At 40.8% G+C, this 6,425-nt stretch carries 4 protein-coding genes and 1 pseudogene (1 of these 5 running past the window's edge); 4 read left to right on the top strand and 1 reads right to left on the bottom strand.

All coding sequences use genetic code 11. The features are described 5' to 3' along the window. The 4 genes from QZL64_RS07460 to QZL64_RS07475 all read left to right on the top strand — a co-directional run. A partial coding sequence (locus QZL64_RS07460; RefSeq protein ID WP_296309451.1) for a Na+/H+ antiporter family protein occupies positions 1-1,167 on the top strand: 1,167 nt, incomplete at its 5' end. Positions 1,168-1,273: 106 nt separating this feature from the next. Then, positions 1,274-2,827, top strand: coding sequence for a histidine ammonia-lyase (hutH, locus tag QZL64_RS07465; RefSeq protein WP_021841383.1), 1,554 nt, complete (start codon positions 1,274-1,276; stop codon positions 2,825-2,827). A gap of 338 nt (positions 2,828-3,165) precedes the next feature. Then, a complete protein-coding gene (locus tag QZL64_RS07470) occupies positions 3,166-4,683 on the top strand; it encodes a dihydrolipoyl dehydrogenase family protein (protein WP_021841384.1) in 1,518 nt (505 codons plus the stop codon). Positions 4,684-5,018: 335 nt separating this feature from the next. Beyond that, the gene (locus QZL64_RS07475) at positions 5,019-6,203 is read left to right on the top strand and encodes a cation diffusion facilitator family transporter (protein WP_021841385.1); all 1,185 of its coding nucleotides are present in this window, start codon (positions 5,019-5,021) and stop codon (positions 6,201-6,203) included. A 116-nt stretch (positions 6,204-6,319) separates the two neighbouring features. On the opposite strand, the pseudogene sstT reads toward QZL64_RS07475, so the two are convergent. Further along, positions 6,320-6,425: pseudogene (gene sstT / locus QZL64_RS07480) on the bottom strand (serine/threonine transporter SstT); it runs 1,180 nt beyond the window's last position.

Below are 6,425 nucleotides of genomic sequence, written 5' to 3' on the forward strand. Positions count from 1 at the left end.
ACCGTAGGATCGCTCATTAACGGTATGGGCGGTAACTCTGAAACAGCATTGAGCTATATTTTGTTAGGTGCCTTGGCCGTAGCTATCGGTCGTTCCGGTTTGGCCGGTGTAGCATCCCGTAAAATTACTCAAGTTGTAGGGAACAAGAAAATCGCCTTTGTATTTTTAATTGCCTTTGTAGCTTGTTTCTCTCAGAACTTAATTCCTGTACATATCGCATTCATTCCTATTTTAATTCCGCCACTCTTGGTATTAATGAATCATATGAATTTGGATCGTCGTGCTGTAGCCTGTGCCTTAACATTCGGTCTTAAAGCACCGTATGTAAGCTTACCGGTTGGTTTCGGTCTTTTATTTATGACAATTATTAAAGACCAAATGGTAGCAAACGGTGTAGATGTTTCTATTCAAGATATTTCAGCCGTTATGTGGATTGGCGGCGTTTCCATGTTGGTAGGTCTTGTTCTTGCGGTATTCTTCTACGCTCGCGACAGACATTATGAAGATTTACCGGTTATCGGTGCCGATGAAAATCCTGATGATGTTACTATGACTAAAGAATGCTGGTTGGCTTTATTGGGTGCTGCTGTTGCCTTTGGCGCTCAGCTTTACTTCCAATCCTTACCAATCGGGGCCATGTGCGGTCTCTTAGTTATGTTACTTACCGGTTGTATTAAATGGAAAGATATGGACCTTATGATGGACGGTGGCGTTCGCATGATGGGCTTCATTGCATTCGTAATGCTCGTTGCGGCCGGTTATGCCAATGTACTTCGTGAAACTCAATCGGTTCAATCTTTAGTAGAAGCAACAACTTCCGTTATCGATACTAAAATGGCCGGCGCTATTCTTATGTTAGCCGTTGGTTTATTAATTACCATGGGTATCGGTACTTCTTTCGGTACAATTCCGGTTATTGCTTCCATTTATATTCCAATGGGCTTTGAATTAGGTTTTGGTGTTCCTGCCATTATCCTTTTAATTGGTATCGCAGCTGCTTTAGGCGACGCCGGTTCACCTGCATCTGACTCCACGTTGGGACCGACATCCGGTTTGAATGCAGACGGTCAGCATAATCATATTTGGGATACTTGTGTACCAACCTTTATTTTCTACGATATTACGCTCTTTGTAGGCGGCGTTATCGGTGCTTTAATGCTTGGTTAACAGGTAATCACAGTTAATAGTGTTTTTCTCAGCAGTTTATAATAACAAAGAATGTCGGGTCAATGTAAATAGACGTAGTAAATTGATGTAATAGGAGATGTAACGTATGATTAAAGCCGTAAAATCCATTAAAGAAGTTGTTTTGACAGGTCATGATCTTACTTTAGCTGAATTAGTAGCGGTTGCCCGCTATGATGCTAAAATCAAATTGGCAGAATCAGCTATAGAAAGCATCAAAAAATCACGTGCCATCGTAGATAATATTGTAAACAGCAATTCGGTTGTATATGGTATAACCACCGGTTTCGGTTCCTTATGCCGCGTGCATATTTCCAAAGAAGATTGCTCGCAGTTACAGGAAAACTTAATTCGTACCCACTCTTGTGGCTTTGGTAAACCATTTAGCCGTGAAGCAACTCGTGCGATGATGCTCATTCGTGCTAATGCATTAGTAAAAGGGTACTCAGGCATTCGTTTGGAAACTTTGGAAACGTTAATCAACATGATTAATAAAGGCGTTCATCCGTATATCCCTGAAAAAGGTTCCCTTGGTGCATCCGGCGATTTGGCGCCGTTATCTCATATGGTATTACCGATGCTTGGCCTTGGTGATGCGGAATATGAAGGTCAGCTTTTGACCGGTAAAGAAGCTATGGATAAAGCGGGCATCCCTATTATTGCCTTACAAGCTAAAGAAGGTTTGGCACTCATTAACGGTACCCCTGTTTTGACAGCCGTAGGGGCCTTGGCTCTTTGGGAAGGTATGTGCTTGTTAAAATTAAGCGACGTAGCAGCGGCCTTATCGGCTGAAGCTATGAGTGGTATTATTAACGCCTATGACGAACGCATTCATACGATTCGTCCTCATAAAGGCCAATTAGATACGGCTCATAATATGCGCGAATTACTTAAAGGCAGTACCTATATTACGCAGCAAGGTGAGTTACGTGTACAAGATCCGTACTCCTTACGTTGTGTACCGCAAGTTCACGGTGCTTCCAAAGATGCGTTGGCTTTTGTAAAAGAAAAAGTAGATATTGAGATTAACTCCGTAACCGATAATCCGATTATTTTACCGGATGGCGATGTAATCTCCGGTGGTAATTTCCATGGTGAACCAATGGCATTGCCATTTGATTTCCTCGGCATCGGCTTAGCGGAAATTGCTAATATTTCGGAACGTCGTTTGGAACGGCTTCTCAATAATTCGTTGAGCGGTTTCCCATCGTTTCTCGTTAAACACTCCGGCTTAAACTCCGGCTTCATGATTACTCAGTATGCAGCGGCTGCCTTAGTAAGTGAAAATAAAGTACTTGCTCATCCGGCTTCCGTTGACTCCATTCCTTCTTGTGAAAACCAGGAAGACTTGGTAAGCATGGGTGCTCATGCCGGCCGTAAGGCAGGGGAAATTGCTGAAAACGTTCGCCGTGTAGTGGCAACCGAAATCTTGGCAGCTTGTCAGGCTATTGATTTACGTGAAGACAGCGGTCAATTAGGTGTGGGCACAGCAGCTGCTTATAAAGCAGTCCGTGAATCCAATAAATTTATCGACTATGACAAAGACATTGAAATGTTCAAAGAATTAGAAAAAGTAACAGCTATTGTTGCTGACGGTACTTTATTGGAAGCTGTAGAAGCTGTTGTAGACCTCGATATTTAATTTAGTTCTCGGTCATAATTTGATATAAGAGGATATACTTTAAGATTCAACCGGGCGTACCCGGTTCGGACCTCATAAAGGTCTATATAATTTGAATATTGACTTGATATAGCCTCTGTGAAAACTCTCTGTATATCGGTACAAAAAACTCGCTATAAAGTACCGGTACAGAGAGTTTTTACGTATAAATCAACATCTATATAATTGCAAAATTACTTGAAATAATTAATGTATACATCTCTTTATTTATATGTATCGATATGATATAATAGGTTATAAAGTAATTGATTATAATTATTGATTGTAAATCATAAAATATTTAAAACGGAGGTTTTAATATGAAGACATATGATCTTATTGTTATCGGCACCGGCGGCGCTTCCATTGTAGCCGACGCAGCCATAGCTAAAGGTAAAAAAGTAGCTATTATTGAGAAAGGCAAATTTGGCGGTACTTGCTTGACTCGCGGCTGCATTCCGACCAAAGTAATGGTTACCGTAGCTGATGCGGTTCGTGAAATTGAGGAACTGCCTAAAATCGGTGTGCAGGTACAACCGGCTACTATCAATTGGGATTTGATGTCCAAACGAGTTTGGCAAAAAATCGATGAAAGCAAGGGTGTTGAAGCTTACTACGATAAGTTCGATAATGTTGATTTGTATCGCGGCGCCGCTACTTTTGTAAAAGATAAAGTTTTGACAGTTACCATGAACAGCGGTGAAGTGACCGAAGAAATTACCGCACCGATTATCGTATTGGGCGTAGGTGGTCATACTAAGATTAATCCGCTTAAAGGTTTGGAAGAAGCTGGCTATATGAGCAGTGAAAGCCTCTTCGGTGATAAATATCCGAATAAACCGTTTAAATCCTTGGTTGTTATGGGGGGCGGTCCTATCGGTACCGAGTTTGCTCACGTATTTGCCGCAGCCGGTACGAAAGTAACTTTAATTCAACATAATGTGCGTTTACTTCCGAAGGAAGACGAAGAAATTTCCGAACAAATCTATAAAGATTTGACTCGTTTGGGTATTGAAGTCATTTTGAATCAGGAACCGGAAGAAGTACGTGTTGAAAACGGCGAAAAAGTTGTGGTAATTCGTGACCGTAAAACCGGTGAAATTCGTGAAGTGCGCGGGGAAGAAATTCTCATGGCGTCCGGTATCAAACCGGCTACGGAAGAATTGAAATTGGAAAATACTTCCATCAAAACTAAACGTGGTGGCTGGATTGTAACTAACGAATTTTTGGAAACGTCGGTTGACGGCGTTTATGCTATGGGTGATGTGAACGGGGAAGCACCATTCCGTCATAAGGCCAACTATGAAGCGGATATTATTGCTCATAATTTGTATCATGCAACATCGCCGCAGGATTTCCGTTGGGCTCGTTATGATGTAATCCCGGCCGTTACCTATACCTATCCGCAAGTAGGTCATGTAGGTCTTACTGAAAAAGAAGCGATTGAACAGGGTTACAGTGTAAAAACCGGCAAGAATTTCTATTCTTCTTCCGCAAAGGGTTTTGCTATGGGCTTTGATCCGGGTGATGAAAACGACGGTTTTGTAAAAATCGTAGTAGATACTAAGACGAATAATATCTTAGGAGTTCACGTAATTGGGCCGCAAGCGTCTATTTTGTTCCAACCATATGTTAACCTCATGAACAGTGGCGACACACCGTTAACGGCGATTAATGAAGAAATCGGTTCTGCGTTGACGAAGCAGCTTCGCAGTGAAGGTTTGGTTCGTAAAATGGATCCTCATTCCGTTAAAACTGTGGGCGAAACGATGGCTCCGCATCCGGCTCTTTCGGAAGTGGTAATGTGGACTCAAGTATACTATGAGCATCGCTGGTAAGCTGAACTTTAAAATTCAAAAATTCAATATTTTAAACACATAATATAATTTGAAACCCTCCTCAATGAGGCGTATTATATAGTAGAAGTTTTATTTACAAACTTTTTATCATACGTTTCTTGAGGAGGGTATTTTTTACAAAAATACATATTGATAATCATTGAGAAATGGTATATACTATCTTAAGTAGATAATGATTATTCATTGAGAGATGAGTGCACAGGTCGAGTAATTGACACGGCACGACGCATTTTATGTCCCTTTTGGGCTTGACGTTGATGTGTTTTGAGTTATGTGTGTGATTTTAAAGGTTTAAAATTGGTGGGTGGCAATATATGCAAGAGCAGTTAATACGATGGTTTGTTAAAGATTATGACAGTGTGAAAGCACCGACGGTGCGCACAAGATATGGTAATTTAACAAGTCTTGTAGGTATTATTACGAATTTAATTATTTGTATAGGTGAAATTGTAGTCGGCTTGCTGGTTGGATCCATTGCCATGATTAGTGATGGTATCCATAATGTGGCTGATGCGGGCGGCTCGGCTATATCTTTTTTTAGCTTCCGTTTTTCTGCTAAGCAAGCAGATCGGGAGCATCCCTATGGCCATGGTCGAATCGAATATCTGTTATCTATTGGTTTTTCCATACTCTTATTTGTTTTGGCAACGCAATTATTTTTGGAAGCCTTCGATAGAATCATGAACCCGCAAGTGGTTGAGTTTTCGGTGTTAGCTTTCGTTGTGATGCTATGTGCCATGAGTCTAAAGGTTTGGCTCTACACTTTCTTCAAAAATGTGGGGATTCGTATTAATTCACCGATTTTGCAGGCCAACGGTTTGGAATGTTTGTCCGATGTGTGGGCAACTTTAGGCATTACCGTAGGTCTTTTGGTAGGAGGGCTTTTAGATTTTCCTATTGACGGTTATTTAGGTGCTATCGTATCCTTAATGATTGCTCGTGCAGGTTATCATGTATTGTCCGATGCCATCAATCGTTTGTTGGGCAATGAACCGAGTCCGGAAATGGTTAATGATATTGCCAATTTTGTAAAATCCTATCCGGGCGTTTTAGGCATTCATGACTTGATGATTCATGATTACGGCCCCGGTCATGTTTTTGCCAGCATTCATGTCGAAGTAGATGCGAAAGAAGACGTTATAAAAAGTCATAATTTGATTGACCGCATTGAACGAGATGCGCGTAAACAGTTATATATTCAGTTGACGATTCATATGGATCCGCTTTTAATCACAAAAGAATCTATGGCTTTATATGATAAGATTCACTCGGTTGTTAAGGCGTATGATGAGAAATTGAGCCTTCATGATTTACGAACTGTGCAAAGCGATGATAAATTACATATCATATTTGATTTGGTTGTACCTTACGACGATCGTCAACGGATGGATGTGATTGCTAAATCAATTACTAATATTTTGCAGGCCATGGATCCATCTTATGTAGTGACAATTACACCGGAGCATAGCTATACGGGTACTGAAAATATTCACGGTTAAAGTATCGGTAGATCTTTAAAATAGGTTTATAGGACGAAATAAAAGGATGACCGTTCCTCAGCTGAGGAACGGTCATCCTTTTATGTAGGTGATAGAAATGATAACTATTTAACTATTTATGCTTCGATTGTTTTATCGACTACCACTTTAGATTGATCTTCATTGATATTTTCAGGATAGCCGTGTTCGGCAAAATCGGCAGCCGCCACGAAGAGAATATCC

Origin of the sequence: Veillonella sp. CAG:933, from assembly GCF_000431435.1 — a bacterium.
Lineage (GTDB): Bacteria > Bacillota > Negativicutes > Veillonellales > Veillonellaceae > Veillonella_A.